At 56.8% G+C, this 14,919-nt stretch carries 11 protein-coding genes and 1 tRNA gene; 3 read left to right on the forward strand and 9 right to left on the reverse strand.

Going from position 1 to position 14,919, the window contains the following annotated elements:
- Positions 1–286 precede the first annotated feature (286 nt).
- A complete protein-coding gene (locus I6F09_RS20880) occupies positions 287–1,180 on the forward strand; it encodes a hypothetical protein (protein ID WP_225188928.1) in 894 nt (297 codons plus the stop codon).
- A 481-nt stretch (positions 1,181–1,661) separates the two neighbouring features.
- Here the strand turns inward: I6F09_RS20880 and I6F09_RS20885 are convergent, their stop codons facing one another.
- From I6F09_RS20885 to I6F09_RS20895, 3 genes are all read right to left on the reverse strand, one after another.
- The gene (locus I6F09_RS20885) at positions 1,662–3,383 is read right to left on the reverse strand and encodes a trypsin-like serine protease (RefSeq protein ID WP_225188929.1); all 1,722 of its coding nucleotides are present in this window, start codon (positions 3,381–3,383) and stop codon (positions 1,662–1,664) included.
- Between the two features lie 146 nt (positions 3,384–3,529).
- Positions 3,530–4,453 carry a trypsin-like serine protease gene (locus I6F09_RS20890; protein WP_225188930.1) on the reverse strand — a complete coding sequence of 308 codons (924 nt, stop codon included), beginning with the start codon at positions 4,451–4,453 and terminating at the stop codon, positions 3,530–3,532.
- Between the two features lie 725 nt (positions 4,454–5,178).
- Positions 5,179–6,336 carry a hypothetical protein gene (locus tag I6F09_RS20895; protein ID WP_225188931.1) on the reverse strand — a complete coding sequence of 386 codons (1,158 nt, stop codon included), beginning with the start codon at positions 6,334–6,336 and terminating at the stop codon, positions 5,179–5,181.
- A gap of 994 nt (positions 6,337–7,330) precedes the next feature.
- Between I6F09_RS20895 and I6F09_RS20900 the strand changes: the two genes are divergently transcribed.
- Together I6F09_RS20900 and I6F09_RS20905 are read left to right on the forward strand one after the other, a co-directional pair.
- The gene (locus tag I6F09_RS20900; RefSeq protein WP_225188932.1) at positions 7,331–7,885 is read left to right on the forward strand and encodes a hypothetical protein; all 555 of its coding nucleotides are present in this window, start codon (positions 7,331–7,333) and stop codon (positions 7,883–7,885) included.
- 447 nt (positions 7,886–8,332) lie between these two features.
- The gene (locus I6F09_RS20905; RefSeq protein WP_225188933.1) at positions 8,333–9,298 is read left to right on the forward strand and encodes an alpha/beta hydrolase; all 966 of its coding nucleotides are present in this window, start codon (positions 8,333–8,335) and stop codon (positions 9,296–9,298) included.
- A gap of 147 nt (positions 9,299–9,445) precedes the next feature.
- On the opposite strand, the gene I6F09_RS20910 is transcribed toward I6F09_RS20905, so the two are convergent.
- The 6 genes from I6F09_RS20910 to I6F09_RS20935 form a co-directional block, all read right to left on the reverse strand.
- Positions 9,446–11,236, reverse strand: a complete 1,791-nt coding sequence (locus I6F09_RS20910) for an adenylate/guanylate cyclase domain-containing protein (RefSeq protein WP_225188934.1) — start codon at positions 11,234–11,236, stop codon at positions 9,446–9,448.
- 314 nt (positions 11,237–11,550) lie between these two features.
- On the reverse strand, positions 11,551–12,780 hold the full coding sequence (locus I6F09_RS20915; RefSeq protein WP_225188935.1) for an integrase arm-type DNA-binding domain-containing protein: 1,230 nt from the start codon (positions 12,778–12,780) through the stop codon (positions 11,551–11,553).
- Positions 12,781–12,941: 161 nt separating this feature from the next.
- A tRNA-Ser gene (locus I6F09_RS20920) sits at positions 12,942–13,031 on the reverse strand.
- A gap of 119 nt (positions 13,032–13,150) precedes the next feature.
- Complete coding sequence (locus I6F09_RS20925) at positions 13,151–13,495, reverse strand: hypothetical protein (protein ID WP_036012306.1); 345 nt, start codon at positions 13,493–13,495, stop codon at positions 13,151–13,153.
- A gap of 122 nt (positions 13,496–13,617) precedes the next feature.
- A complete protein-coding gene (locus I6F09_RS20930; protein WP_036028057.1) occupies positions 13,618–13,941 on the reverse strand; it encodes a hypothetical protein in 324 nt (107 codons plus the stop codon).
- Positions 13,942–14,256: 315 nt separating this feature from the next.
- A complete protein-coding gene (locus I6F09_RS20935) occupies positions 14,257–14,667 on the reverse strand; it encodes a hypothetical protein (RefSeq protein WP_225188936.1) in 411 nt (136 codons plus the stop codon).
- Between the last annotated feature and the right edge of the window lie 252 nt (positions 14,668–14,919).

Raw genomic sequence — 14,919 nt, forward strand, 5'->3', positions numbered from 1 at the left:
GGACGACTACCCCCGAGGTTGCTCGGAGGCAGTCCCTATGCCCGCCACGATGATGTCTGCATGGAGCCGACCCTCGCTTTAGGACGATGATCTCGCGATGTTGCGGACCACCTCGGTGCCTACTTACGGAGCTACTCATCGCTCCGGCGACCACCCTCGCACCTTTCGGACCGGGCTTCGTCTTGGTCGCACCCCGCAGTAGACGATGCACCCCCAAGGGTGGGCGCTGCTGCCGTAATAGCTCCGATCCAGCGCCCCAAGTCAGAAACCGCGCGATTTCCCACCTTTGCAGGCCAACTATGTGGAGAATGATGAACGGGCGCGAACAAATACAGCTGCCCGGGCACGAGAAATTCGATATGCACATCGTGCCCACCAAATTGACGGCGCACAGGTAAAAGCGATGGCGCGGAAAAGAAGCGGTGAAACCAATAATAGCGGAATGGTCAGCGTCTATTTGCCAACCGATTGGGTGCAAGGAGGCTTTGGCGCCGATCTGCGCCAGGAAATGTACGACTCGCTGCGCGGCAGAACAATTCCAGAAGATTTGATCGAGGCTGCGAGTGGGTGCTCTTACCACTCAGAAATTGTGTGGCACGTTCCTCCTCAACCGGGGGAGGACGTTCAAGACGATCACTACGATGTCCTTCATCTGACAGGTCTAGATGCGGAGACAGGAGAACGACTTGCTCAAACGTGGGCCGAGCCAAGGACGGCCGGTGAGGCGCTCGCGTTTTGCCTTTCGCAAGAGCTAAAAGCTCTCAAGGAAACCGGGAATTCCCCTGTAAGGAGTGGTGGACGGCTGGCTTACTCAACGATCGCTTATATCGCATTCGACCTGCTTCAAGGCTACACGGTGGCCCCGCCGGGTCCCTATCTTCAAAAGCTGATCCAGGGCCTACTTAAGTTGTCTACCGCAGCGGAAGAACAGGTAAGCACCTACGTCTCTAAAGAGAAGGCAGCATACATATTGGCTCAGGCTCCACACTTAGGCTTGGGCTTCATCGCCAGCGTGGTTGACGTCGATCGAACAACGGTCTCCCGATGGACTAAAGAACAGAAGTTTAAAGCTCGAATATCTCAGCTGCGGGAGTTCATGAAGTCCCCCGGATGGACGCGAATGATACAGAGAGAAGGTACATTGCAATGCATTGAAGTACCGCATCATGTTGAGAAGTGAATTCACTTGGAGGATCTCCCTCCTCCACCAGCGGGCGAGAACTCCGCCTCACGTGGCGCGCTTCCACCGTGCAGCATAGGTCATCCCTCCCTTTGCCGCCACCTCTCAGACGGGAGTACCTTCATCCATGAGCCGCAGAACATTGGGTCAGGTGCTCGCCACAGCGCGCAGCCACACCCGCCTTGCGAGCTTGCGCGCGGTCACACCATGGACCTTGGGGGCCTACTACAATTTGCCTCACCACCAGTCTGCGGCTTCAATCCATTAGCCAAGGCAGTTGGCAGACGTCTAGTGCGGCTTGGTGGCTGGCTTAAAGTCCAGATGCAACGATTTCTGAACACACATGTTTGCGAGCGGATGAAATCTGTGAAGACTTGATCGGCAAGACAGGAGGCCCCTCGCGGGACTTATGTTGAAGCCGAATAGGTTCAAACGGCATACCCTATACGGCGCGATACAATCTGTCTGCACCACGTGGAGGTCAACGAACGTTTGTTACCGCCGCAAGCCTCTTAAGCAATTCTTCACGTCCGGCGCGCAGGTGATCGTCTAGTGCCCTCCCTCCAAACGTTTGGTTCTTGTCGGTGGACCGGATTCTGGCGATAACCTCCGATATCGGAATTGCGACCTCATGCTCGCGCCAAGATGTTTCCGACGCCGCCAGCGTATCACGCTGGCCCGAACTGAATATGCCCACTAGGCACCGCGTCGATCGGTCGAACACTGGAGAACCTGAATCTCCTGCAAAAGTGTCGGTGTCGATGCCGAATGACGGTCGCATTGCCGTCTGAAACGCCGCTGCATAGTAGAGGCGCGACACCTGTCCACCTTCCGTAACGGTCTTACTATAGGCCGCTTCAAAGTTCTTCCGGACACCGTCGGCATAAGTGGGCCGCCTTAGAGCGACTTCCATCTTGTAAGCTTCGGCGTACGTCTCAGCGCCCAGCTGATTATAAAGGGATTCACTGACCTTGAAAGGAAACCAAACATAGGCGTAGTCGTGGACCGTCTTGGATTGGCCCATTGGGAAACCAACGGCGAAGACGGGCTGTTTGTAACCGACCGGGACGGTCTTGATGCAAAGCGGCTCAGCGCTGTAGGGTTTCGATTTCACGAGCCCTTCCAACGCGTCGTACAGCTTTCCTTGGATTTCATCATCCTCGACTCGGATGAAGGCGAAGTCGATGTCATCCTGTGGGTTTGATCCGGGAGCTGGCTCCGGCCACTGATCAATGATCGAAACCGGCGGGGAGCCAAGCCCCAAACCTTCAAGATCAAAAACGACTTTGACATCGGTCCAAGATCTACCACGGAAGCAATGGCCAGCGGTGATGATCCATTGCTTCGTGAGAGCCATTCCGCTGCAAATGGGACCACTTCCGTCCCTCAACGTGACAACATGACGGGAAAAGTAGAACACTTGCTCGTAGGAAAGCGGGGGGAAGTTTGTCAACACACCATATTGGGCCTTCAGGACGCGTTGCCGTGCAAGGCCATTGTAAGTAGCAGCAGCGGCGTTTCGCGCGACAGCGTCATCCTTGATTGTTGGCCAAAATGCCGCGAAGTCCGCCTTAAACTTCCCGGCGCTTTCGACGAAACGCCCAATGCGTTGGTCTGTAGGAGTTTCAACCGCTTTCGAAAACTGAGTGAAGACGTCTTCATAAGATCTTGCCAAAGGAGCGGCTGCTTTTGATGTCTTGGCGGCAGCACCAAGCACACCATAGCTCGTCATAAATGGCACCGACCTGGTGTCAAGCCATTTGACGGGCGTTCGCGATGCTTGATCCAGCGCTGATGCGACAGCTTCGTTGACTTCGAGGAGAGATGCGGACGCCGAAGACTGAAAGGTCCTCGGGTCGCTTGATCCGGCGGCGAGCGTCGCAAATACAATGGAGTTGTCGGGGATAGTAAGTTTATAAGTGCGATTGGCCTGATACTTCTTTTGAAGATCAAAGAGGACCGAGTGACTTTCGGCGGGCTCGTTCCTGACGATTTCGGCGATACGGTCGGCCTCAGCTTTCAACCGGGCTGTATCAGTAAAGACAACATCGAATGCAGAGAGATCGAACGCACCTTGGGTTTGAAGGAGGGAACCAGTGAGCGTGGCCGGATACCCGGGATTTATCGGATTGATCTTGAGCTTCGCTATCCCAGCCTTATCGACCGCTTTTGCAGCATCTTGGATTTTTGCTGCATCCGGCAACGGGGCGGCACCGGAAGCCGCCTTGGGGATAATCGAAAGCGGCCCCCTTAGCAATTCACGGTTAAGGTCCAGCGCTTGGCTAGGATGGGAACACAGAAGGGACGCGAGCGCTACGCACGAAGTCGTTGGTAGGTCGAGTCGACGATTCATTTTTTTCGCATTTGCTCGCTTGCGGCGGCGATCCAAGCCCGAGCTGTTGGATTCAGTCGAACATAGATTCCACCATCGCCGCAGGGCCTTTTCGCCGACTTAGTGGCGCGGGACGTCACGCCTGCGATCTTGAGCGTACTTCCAGACTGGCCGGCCGCCACACCTTTTCCAGCGGGATCAGTCATGATCGGCCCGCCGCTGTCACCGTTACAACTGTCGAGGCCCAGGCCGGCCTTTCCCGCTACGATCTCATTTCCGGGAGCGCAGCCAAAAGCTGCCGAGTAAGACCGGTTCACGGTCGGCAACTTGCCAACACAGTCGTTGGTTGCCGAGGGAACAACGGTTTCCCGCTTTTCTCCGGCGGTGAGTTCGCCTGATGCATCACGACCGAAGTCACCAAAACCGACAACCTGATAACTCTTTGCACCTTGTACGATGTCATCCAATTGTACTTCGACGGGGGTGACGTTCGTTGCCGATGATAGTAACAGGACTCCAAGATCGTGGCCGTCGGTAAGGGACCCTTCGCAGCTTCGAAGCGCATGGCGGGAGGCAGAAACCTTGATGCTTGTGCCGGTCCCTTCCTCGTCAGCAAAAACGACTGTTCCATTGATCGCGCCGCAAACGCAGTGTGCTGCCGTCAAAACCAGATCAGCCGCGATTAGTGTGCCTGTGCACAGAATCTGTCGACTGCCCCGCCTCGTTACGCCGACGATTGCCGGGTAAGACCCCGGTTTGACCCGCGTGCCACCCCAGACCTTCTCGTTTTTTACTTCGTTCGCATTGACTTGGTACCCTTTGTCTTCCTCGATCGAGAGACCGGGTTCGTCCATCTCGTCGGCTTGAGACGCCGCCGGACCGGAAGCCGAAAGACAAGCGGTCATTGCTAAAAGGTGGATAATACCACGTTGAAATAGCATTGATTGCGTACTCCCGTCTGACGGTCAGAAAACGACCTGGGTACCGCATTCCAGATAGAACATGAAAAAACAACTCTAAGTAATGCAATCAAACCGTAGCGGCAAAAGGATTGCAAGAGGGTTCGGAAAATAATCGCTCCTCAACTCGAAACGTCTTTGCGGGCTCTTAGCCGGCGCGCTCAACGCGTTTGCATTTTTCGATGCATGCGACCTTTGCCCAACTCTTCTTGAGCCGTACGCAGAGTCCTTCTGGTTGACTCAAGGGGTGAGCAAGCCAAGTTTCGCTCTTGCCCTGTTCGCTTCATCACTAGATTGCTAGACTCAGATGGAGTACCTACATCAGACCGCAACACCATGGAGCCCTCTGGCCCCCTATCCGAATGCAACGCCGCGGATTCTTCGAGGCGCTCAGGCAACTCGTTGGCGGCTTCGCACCACCATCACTAGCCTGCACTGAAAGAAGAGAACACTCCGCCCTCGGGGAATGAGCGACTTAGAGCGCTGTTGATACGCATGTAAGCAAGCGAGAACTAGCAACGGAAGCTTCATGAGTCGTCCTCAATCTACCGCTGGGCAAACGCTCCGGCAGGAGCGTACGCAGCGAAGCCATCGGTCACCAATGGGCGCGATCAATCTTACGAAGCCCCCTACGAAACTCGACTATCCGAACTGCAAAATCATTGAAATCCCGAGCTGAATAGTCGGTAAACTTCTTGATCGGCAATTTAGAAAGGTGCGCCGTAGGCTCGATTTGGACGCCCTTGGAACCTCTGTCGCGGTTCTGGTTCTTCGCCCGCTCTCGGCCGCCCCCCTTCCCGTGCGCCACCTGTTCCAGTTGATACACCGGCGCCTTGCGTCAACGTTACCGCAATCGCTCGCGTCGGTGGGAAGCCATACTGAGGTGCGAATTCATCAGCATAAGTAATGCAATAGACGACAGGGTCAGTCAGACGCAGCTGTTTGAATGTGTTCTCCCTTGTGCGGGCATCCTGGACGCACAGGTTGTAGCGGGCTCGCCAAGGTGCAGGCCGCGAAAAGGGCGCATTTAGGTCCCCATCAACCCGGACAACCCCTGAGATTCCGCCTTTGGGTGGATCTAAGCGCGGGAAGACAAGGCTGAGAGTCAATTTGTGAATGTCCAAACGCGATGCGCCGATTGCCGCGGTCGCTGCCACAGGCCGGAACTGGCTCGGCACGGGCTCAAGTTTGAGCGCGGCATCAGCACCACCGCTAGCTTCGGTCGTGAAGGTCAGCGTGTCGACGAAACTGTCCTTGGCTCCCCCTTGCTGCTCAATATCGATGAACGTCTCGACAACGCGCCCCACCCCGATCGATCCAGTAAGCGGATATACGAAATTTCTTGAACCTTCTGGCTGATCAAAGACTCCCTGGCACCGTTTAGGATTGGCGAGCAACTCATCCCACGTGTCCTCAGAGGTGAACACACGATGACCCTGGCGTGTTAAGTCCAGTGACGCTGAAGCCCCGGCGTCGAGCACATTCGACGTCGTCCAGGGAAGCCTGAATCCCGCGCTGGCTCCCGCATTGTTGTGTTCTTTGATGTCAAAGTCGAAAGCATAAACCACGGCAACTTTTGCTAGCTTGAGTAATAATTCCCTCTGCACAGGATCTAAGCTTTTTGGCGCCGGCTTCAATTTCCCTCTTGCCGCAGCAATCTGCGCGGCAATTCGTTCCGGGGTAGCTGGAAAATCGATGAGACCCTTGAAAAGCATGTAGTCAATAACCGCGGACCTCATCTCGCAACGAGCATAGCGAACAATTTGCTCCGTCTTTGAATACCCAACGTCGTCAGGAATGGGATAAAACGAACAGCCCCCAAGCCCCGCGGCCAAAATACTACCGATCCAATTGACCTTACGCATCGTTGCCCCGCCCAACTCAATAATCAACTGTTGCGGACGTACGTCACTTCCTAGTATGGCTTTATCTGATAAGAATCGCGCTCAGCGCTCAGCAATGCACACGACAAGAACTGCACATTCCATGCAGCTTTAACGTGTCTAAGCATTTCGGGCGGGTCAAGCGAAAAAACTTACCCACAGCTTCTTTCGTTCAACAAAGAACGTACGCGCCCTGGCTGCGCCGACCCACACAAATTGAATTGTTTGGCCAGCATCGCCATTGTTAATCCGAATTCCAGAGTGGTGATTCAGGAGTGGTGAGGGCTCGAATTCTTGGAAGAGCCAGAAGGCGCGCATGTTTGATACGTAAGCATTCCAGCGGGTGCAACGCGGCGATCAGCAATGTGACGTTCTTCAATGGCTTGGGTGCCGGGCGAGGTCCGGCAGCCCAAGCAAGATAAGAACCACAAGCTGAAGTAGCTGGTCACCAATCTGTCTCTGTCCACCGGAGAGGACATCAGGTTAGGTTTTGTCCCCATAGACCGGCGGATACTCCCTCCTCCACATTCCGTTGACCAATCAGTGCTTTTCGGCGCACCCAACGGAAGCCACGGTTGCAATCTACGATTTCTTCCGAGACAAAGCGTCTGGGCTGAAAAGTCTCGTGGTCCGATTTCCCGCTTGAAAAGCCGAAGCGGTCTCGCGTGCAAGCCCCTCGTCTATTTGCGGCCCAAGCTGTGTAAAAACGGTTTCCGTAACCTGGAGCCATAGGCGACATGCGCAGCATGTGAAAGAGTTGGGTATACGGTGATCGCGGAATTCGCGACCGAACGCATCCAACCGCAATTGCAGTCGCGTCGAGGGTCGTGGCGAGCATTGAGAGGACGCTTCTATTCACTATGGCGCGAATGAGACGTTTTAAACTGTGCCCATAGAGCTCCTCGCGGTGGGATGCGCGCGGGTATGTCGCGCACATGCGGACGGAAACAAATGCTCAGGCACATGACTTTCCAGAATGCAGGCAAACGAAATGTCTAATTCATTGCTCAATAACGATGAGGGGGTCTTGGTCGAGGGCCCCGGACCGGGTGAAGCAGAGTTTATCGGCCGCTGGTTGTTGGCCGCGGCAGCTGCCGATCGAGCCTTACAGGAACGTTTCAAGCAGAACAAAAAATTGAAAGATCAAATCAGCTCTGTCGAGATTGTCTACGGGATCAGCTTCTCGTCCGGGGCTGCCAAGTTTCTGGAGCTGTTGATGAAAGATCTTACAGCATTCAGCCTGCCGGTCGACAGTGATTGGATTGACTTGTTTGCTGTCATGGCGGACCTTGGCTTCTTCTTTTTGACGGGCGAGCGCTATCAAATGACTATCCCCTACGGGGCGTCGGGCTCGGCCATTGAAGCTTCGCTTCTAAAGCTGGCGGCCACAGAGCGTGGTTTTGCATTACATCCAGAACAGATGATTCACTGCATCAGCGAGACGGATGCGACTACATGGCATTCGAGGCTTAGAAATATGTCTTTGATTCAGAGAGTGGCCGATCGGGACATTCTGCTAGGAGAAAGCTGATCTTGTCCAAGGCGCCGGTATGCCGACGCTCAACACCAAGTTATTGATGCTCGGAAGTATGATGTCACGTTCGATCATGTGAACAAGCGGCCCCGTGTTGAGCTCTCCCGTCCTTCCCGAGCGGGGGCCTTGCATTCCCAGGCTCTGCAGGCGGAGCCGGCGACACGTCGCTGGCAGCCCCGTTCTGATTTGCGGCTGGTACTCGCGACGTCCGCTGCCGTCCGATAAGCCGACTATGGGCGGTCGCGCTACGAGGGCGGCTTGTGACCCTTTGCGGACATCGCCGTCGCGCAGACTGCGGCTGGCTGCGCTGGTAGCAGATTGTCGAAGATTGACGGGCACGATCCAATCTCAAGCGATTAAAGGCTTACTGCTTTGCCCCTTGGAGCGAGCACGATACACTCGGCCGCCGGGATTGCTTACCGTTTTGATGAAATGGAGATCATCATGAATGTGGATCATCAGGCTGCAGTCGTTCTGGAGCCGGCGGCGCAGGAGTTCGTCACAGCGACTGCCCAACCGCCTTACCTGTTCAACCTCGGCCCGGAGGCCGGCCGCAAGGCGGTGAATGAAGTCCAGTCGGGCCAGGGCGTCGTCAAGCCCGACGTTGACGAGGAGTGGGTCACGATCCCCAGCGGCCCGACGGGCGAGGTCAAGGCTCGTATCGTCAAGGCGCGCGGCGCGAGGCAGAACCTTCCGGTGATCCTCTATATTCATGGGGCTGGGTGGGTATTTGGCAACGCGACGACTCATGATCGTCTAGTGCGCGAACTCGCCGTCGGTACGGGTGCGGCGGTGGTCTTCCCCGAGTACGACCTGTCGCCGGAGGCTCGCTACCCGGTGGCGATCGAGCAAATCTGGGCCGTTGCACAATGGGTTGTCAACGAAGGCGTGAGCAGAGACCTCGACGGCAGCCGCATCGCCGTCGCCGGTGACTCGGTCGGCGGCAACATGAGTGCCGCGCTAACACTCATGGCAAAGGCGCGCGGGGGGCTTGCTCTGCGACAGCAGGTACTCTTCTATCCGGTGACGGATGCTGCATTCGAGACGGATTCCTACCACCAGTTCTCGACAGGCTTTTACCTGCGGCGAGATGCCATGCAATGGTTCTGGGATCAGTATACGACGGACGAAGCGGAACGCGCAGAGGTGACCGCATCGCCGCTGCGCGCCTCGCTGGACCAGCTGGCTGGGCTCCCGCCCGCACTGGTCATCACGGCCGAGGCCGACGTCCTGCGCGATGAGGGCGAAGCGTACGCAGCCAAGCTGCGCCAGGCGGGTGTGCCCGTCGTGGAGGTGCGCTTCGGAGGCATCATCCACGACTTCGTGCTGCTGGACGCACTACGGAATACCTATGCGGCCAAGGCGGCGATGCGACTTGCGATCGAAACGCTCAAGGGGGCTCTGGGCTAATCCGACTGTCAGAGGGGCGGCACTGGGTACCAGCCTGCCCGCGACGAGAACGACGCGCGCCGCCGGAAAGCAGCGATGTCCGCTTCCGAGAGTAGCCAACCAAGATGGAGATGCCTCGCGAGGGCAGCCTTTGACCCATACCTGACATCATCCCTCTGGAACTCCGGCGATGTGCAATCCCTTAACGATGCGCCGGGCTCCTGTAACGAAAGCCGCATTGCCGTGCGATGGACCGCTCTTAAACCGCGCGATAGTAAACGTTGGATCAAGCGCAAGTCCGGCTTTCGCGGCCACTTGCGCCTCGTCGCGCTTCCCGAGAAGCGCGAGCGCTGAAGCATACCCAAAATGAGCGAGCGGATAGTTCCGATTAGCTTCGATCCCACGAGAAAACCAAGTGGCTGCTTCAGCGTCTGCTGTGATTTGTAATTTGGCAAAGCCCGCGTGCGTCATCCACCGGTAGGCGAAGATGTCGCGTGGAGAAAGGCGCAGTGCTTCGTTGATGTAAGACTCAGTATCGGCACCACTCCCCATGTAAAATCTGGCGACACCCATCAATACGTGCGCATCAGCCAAATTGCGGTCCAAAGCCAAGGTCCGCTCGCACTCAGCTACACCTTGGACCACCCGATTCGTATAAATAAGCACAACGGCTAAAACAAAATGAGCCCAGGCATGGTCCGGTGCAAGGCACAGCGCCTTTAGAACCATTGTCTCCGCACTTGCCAGATACTGGAGCCGGTTGTCGGTCAAGAGCGAGAGCCCAAGTGCTGCCTCGACCCCCGCCAAGAAGATCATGGCGTGGACGTTTTTAGGATCAATTGCTAGGGCCAGTTCAAAAAGACGGCGAGCTTCTGTCAAATATTCGAATGTAAACCCCTTGTTGCAAAAATGGCGGCCTTGGAAATAGAGATCCATGGCATCAGGATTCAGCATTCCTGCCACGCGCCGCGCCTCGGCCACAATGAGTTGGACGTCTAACGTCCGCGCAATTCTGGCTACGATTTCGTCCTGCATATCGAGTAGATCGGCGATGGGCTTGTCGAAACGGTCGGCCCACAGATGAGTGCCAGTCTTCGCGTCGATCAACTGAACATTTACACGTAGACGACTGCCGCTTCGCTGTACCGAACCTACAAGCGCGTAGCGTACATTCAACTCACGACCAATCTGCCTGACATCGACCAGGTGGTCTCTGTAGGTGAATGCCGTGTGCCGGCCGATAACAAATGAGCCGCTGATGCGCGACAGATCTGTGGTCAGACTCTCGGTCACACCATCGACAAAGTAGTCCTGCTTGGTATCGCCGCTGAGGTTGGCAAAAGGCAACACAACGATGGAAAGACGACGCGGTGAAAGTGCACTCGATTCCGCACTCTGAAACGGTGTCGTTGGGCTGGGTTCATCCAAGACCACGGCATAGGCCCTAACCGGATGGTTAATGTTCTTGAGGTTCTGCTCGCCCAATTCAGCGAACGTTACTTTCAATTTGTTTCGAACGTGCTCGTAAACAGACGATGAAATGCAGATGCCGCCGGGCTCTGCGATGCTTTCAAGCCGGGCTGCGATATTGACGCCATCGCCGAATATGTCGTGCGGTTCGACGATTACATCGCCAATGTTGATGCCGACACGAAAGGCGATACGCCTGTCTTCCGGCTCGCCGGCGGTAAGTTCGCGGATGCGCGTTTGGAATTGCGTTGCAGCTCGAACCCCTTTAACGGCACTCGGAAACTCTGCCAGGAAACCGTCGCCGGTGTTCTTCACGATGCGGCCCCCGTGTAAAGCAATCGTGGGGTGGACAGTCTCCATTAGAAGAGAAGTCAATCTGGCGTGTGTAGTCTCCTCGTCAAGATGCATAAGTCGCGAATACCCGGAAACATCGGCCGCCAATATCGCCGATAACCTACGCTCGATCCGAACTGGCCCCTCGTGCACCATGGTCGACAGATCCTGCCTGGCTCATTTGTATGCCGGATTCGAAACGATACCACCTCGGCGAGAAATGACCATTTTGGTTATCGGCTCGAAACGACAGCTGCACTGACGCGCTTTGAGTGACATGCATTCCCTAGCGGTTTAGGACGTCTCGTTCTGGCCCATCAGCGAACTTGCGCCTCGACCGTCGGTAGTCCGCTCGTTGAGCCAGAGCGGACTAAATTTGCTCAACCTGAGTTGTTTGCACTTTTAGGAATACCGGGTTGGGGTTGTCTCATCGAGACAGCACGTTCGATTGTGGCGGGCTCAGCTCGGCCCTAACCTGCCCTACGATCGCCCAGTGACACCACCTTGGTGCCAGTCAGGAATGTGGCCCAATCTTTCATCAGTGCTCGTCGCTTCTCAAGCTTTTGACCACGTTGATATGCTGCAGTCGTCTCGCTCTTGTATTTATGGGCGAGTGCAGCTTCGCGGACTCCATCAGGATAGTCGGTACATTCCTCCGCCCACGTAGCAAAAGTGGACCGAAAGCCATGCACAGTAACGTGTCCGTAGCCGAGGCGATCGAGTACGGCCAGCATCGCATTTTCAGAGAACGCTCCGCCATCGGGGTTAATAAAGATCAGCTCGCCCTGACTGCCATTGCGCATCTCGTCGAGCACCGTTAGCGCGGGATCCGTCAACGGAACATGATGGTCTTGGTCCATCTTCATCCGCTCGCCAGGGATTTTCCAGGTGGCGCCCGGACGATCGATTTCACACCAATGCCCTTCGACGGCCTCGTTCGTGCGGCAAGCCGTGAAGATCAGGAAGCGCAGCATGGCGGCGGCGGTTCCAGAGGCGCCCGCAAGGACCTTCATAAACGCCGGCGCCTCGCTGTAAGGCAAGGCTGGATGATGGCGGACCACCCGCTTGGGGCGCTTTGGCAGCTTCTCGCGCAATTGCCTCGTCAATTCGGCCGGATTGCGGAAGTCCGGATCGTCGATGTCGACGTTCTTCGCAATGATCGTTTCGATCCGGCCCCGAACGCGGTTCGCGGTCTCCCGCTTTTCCACCCAGATTGGCTTCAGCAGATCGTGGATGTGGCTCGGCTTGATCTCCAGGATCGTCAGCTTGCCAATGGTGGGATAGGCGTAACGCTTGAGAGAGGACGGCCACTGATCGCGATGCTTTTCGCTCCAGGTCGACCAATTCGTCCGGATGTACGCCTCCGCGCATTCCTCGAACGTCGGCAACGCAACCTTGGCGCCGACGGCTTTCGCCTCTTCGCGCGTGTTTCGCCTCTCCTGGACGATGTCCACGCCAGCGTTGCTGCGATCGCCCTTCACGCGCAACCGGGCTGCATCACGGGCGAGCCGCGCATCCTTTAGCGACACATCTTTAAAGGAGCCAAGACCGTGCCAGCGCTGCTTGCCGTCTTTCCAATATCGGTAAGACCAGCTCTTCGATGTCGGTCCGTTGACGATCAAGTAGAGACCTTCGCCGTCGGCGTATTTGCCGGGCTCGTTTTGGCGCTCTACGTCAAGTGGTTTGAGCCTTCCAGCCATTGTTCCTCCGAGAAAAACGTCCTCCGAACCCACGGTCTAAAGCTACGGTCAGCGGCCCGATTAGGGAGAACACCGGCGAACTGCGAAGTACAGTCCTTTGGCGCAAGTCACTGATTTTGCTGTGGAGTTCGAACGACTGCGAACAGTGGAGAACAATATACTGGCGGAAGGGGTGGGATTCGAACCCACGGTACCCTTGCGGGCACGCCGGTTTTCAAGACCGGTGCCTTAAACCACTCGGCCACCCTTCCAGTCCCGGGAATGGGTGTCGCTTAACGTAGTCGACCGCGCAAGGCAACGCCAAGTTGGCGCAAGTGCTCAAACCTTTGCCGGCCGGAGCGCGGCGCGTTCCTTTTCCTGAACAACCTGTCTAGCTCTTCGGGCAATCAACCAGGACGGCACTCCGGATGTACTTGGTCCTCTGCCGGTCGCTGACGTTGCGCCCGAATTGAGGGCTGTAGTTCAAGTCGTAGCGGCACCCTGCCTGCATTGCCTTGTAGATCGCGCCCCGTTCGATCACGTAACTCCCTTGTGGGAGCGTCTTGAGGCGGACCTGTGTGATGGTCTGCTCCTGGCCGTGGTCCGGGCCGAGATAGGTAACGCGATCGGTCGAGCCGACCGACCAGACCACCGCAACTGCGCACATCAGTGAAACGGCGAAAGCAGCGACCAGCCCGAGTTGCGGTCGCTCGACGGAGTCCAGAAACGAGCTCATGCCGTTTCGTGTCGTTCCGGGCCTTGCGGTTCAAAGGCTCCCTCACCTTTGCGTCGCGCAACAGAAAGCGCGGCGCCCCGCGAAGAGCGCCGTCCTGAAATTCTTTGTTGTTTGCGTCTAGCTCAGTAGCCGCAGGACGCGCAGTTCATCTGCACCGGGGCGTAATAGGAATAACCCGGCGAGACCATCTCGACGCGCTGCCGGGTGGCGTATTGCGGCGGGATGCGCTCGTACTGGACGCTCGGCGGCGCGACCATCACGGTCTGCGGCACCATCACGGTGCGGTACTGCGCCGGCGTGCGGTGCGCGACCACGGAGCCGGGCGACACCATCACGGTCTCGTCGACGGTGCGGTATTGCGGCGGCACGTATTGCTGCTGGTAGCAGGTCGTGCACGGCGGCGGCGTGTAGCAATTGTAGCAGCCGGCGGAGGCTGCGCCCGTCATGGAAATGGCGGCGACGGCCGTTGAGAAAACGACAGCGAGAGTACGAGACATTGCGGTGGTGCCCCAGTTGCCCGAAATTGATCTGCGAAGGTCGCGGGAGTATACGGCGCAAAACCATTGCTTGCCGAACTTCGTCGAGGCATCCTTAATGCGAACAACCGATCGCGGCGGGGCGGTAAGAACTCATTGACCACGCGCATTAACGCGCGGGATGCTTGCGCGGGGTTGCGCATGACAGCGAGTCCGCGATCGGACATCGCCGCGGTACTCGTTCGAGCATAATTTGCAGTTCATCCGCGTTCGATGTTCGACCTTTCAATGCCTCGCTGCTCTCTCCAGAAACTCCAACAGCGAGGGATCGGTCTCCTCAAGTTCGACGAAGCGGCGGCGCAGCTCATCGGCGATTTCGGCGGTGGCATCGCGCGACCATCCCTCCGCGGTATTGAAGGCCACAATACGTGCGGGATGGAGATATTGCCCTTCGGCGAGATGTCTGAGCAGGGTCGCGCGATTGGCGTCCTCCTCGGCCGTCTCGCACCAAGCCCGGCCCAGCCGGCGGCCAAAATCATCGAGCACAAGATAGACGTCTCGGTCTGTCGTGATTTGCGGCACGAGTGATGGAGAATGACTCATGGCTAACTCCGCTATTGGCAATCCGGACCTTTGCGGACGAATCTCAATACGGCGACCGCCTCGGCTGGATTCGGAAAAAATGGATTTCGACAAATTTTTTCTTAGGATGGCACGATTAAATAAAAATAAAAACAAAATTAATAAAAATTAAATAGCAAAATGTGGACAATGCACTAAGTTGATGATGCCTGGCGGGCGAGCCCGCACGTCGGGTGCCCACTGCGCAAACGGCTCCCGCTCCCCACCCCAACCAGCCCCACGCCCCTGGGGAGGCGGGGGCCGTTCTTTCCCAATCTCCGTTCCGGCTACTTCCTGCAACGGCGCATCCGGGTGGTCGCACGGAGC

The sequence above is a fragment of the Bradyrhizobium sp. IC3195 genome, from assembly GCF_020193585.1.
Classification (GTDB): domain Bacteria; phylum Pseudomonadota; class Alphaproteobacteria; order Rhizobiales; family Xanthobacteraceae; genus Bradyrhizobium; species Bradyrhizobium yuanmingense.